Origin of the sequence: Clostridium sp. 19966 (assembly GCF_032335695.1) — a bacterium.
In the GTDB taxonomy this organism is placed as follows: domain Bacteria; phylum Bacillota; class Clostridia; order Clostridiales; family Clostridiaceae; genus JACTOJ01.
The window spans coordinates 1-718 of sequence record NZ_JACTOJ010000087.1; the positions used below are offsets into that span (position 1 = coordinate 1).

The window sequence follows — 718 nt, forward strand, 5'->3', positions numbered from 1 at the left end:
AAGGTTATAAAATTCATTTGGTGACATAAACTTCAAACTTGAATGAATTCTTCTTTTGTTATAAAATTCCATGAATTCGTTTACCGCTTCGTATGCTTGTACATAGCTTTTAAATTCATATTTTTTCAAACAATCATCTTCAAGTATTCTATGAAATGATTCTATATGTGCATTTTTATTTGGTGTTTTAACTGGTATTCTCTCATGTTCTATTCCAATTTCTTCACAGCATTGGCTAAATCTATAACTCACAAACTGCGGCCCGTTATCTGTTCTTATTACAGGCTTATCAGCTCCTTCTTCAAATAAATTTCTTAGTATTAGGCATTTTTTCAGTAATGCTACCGCATCTTTTGCTTCGCAGTGAAAACCCATATGATAATCAATTATACTTCTATCAAAGATGTCAATAAGGTTTAGCAGGTAGAAAAATTTATCTTCACCATGGATATAGCCGTACTTTATATCCATTTCCCAAAGTTGATTTGAGCCTGTTATAATTCTATTTACTGCAATAGTTCTTTTAACTTTTGGTTTAACAACCCTTTGGTCTTTGAGTATCCCAAGCTCTTTACACAGCCTATAAACCTTCTTATGGTTGATTGTAAGGCTGTAATATTTCCTTAGGTGATAGGTTATTTTTCTGTAGCCATAATCAGCAGCATCCCCATCAATTGACTCCATAATAAATTCTTTGATTTGCTCATCGCATATCTTC

1 protein-coding gene is annotated in these 718 nt (G+C 32.3%); it reads right to left on the bottom strand.

The window, feature by feature from the left end:
- Positions 1–718: IS3 family transposase (locus IAI10_RS24595; RefSeq protein WP_315675950.1), on the bottom strand; the 718-nt coding region annotated here is incomplete at both ends.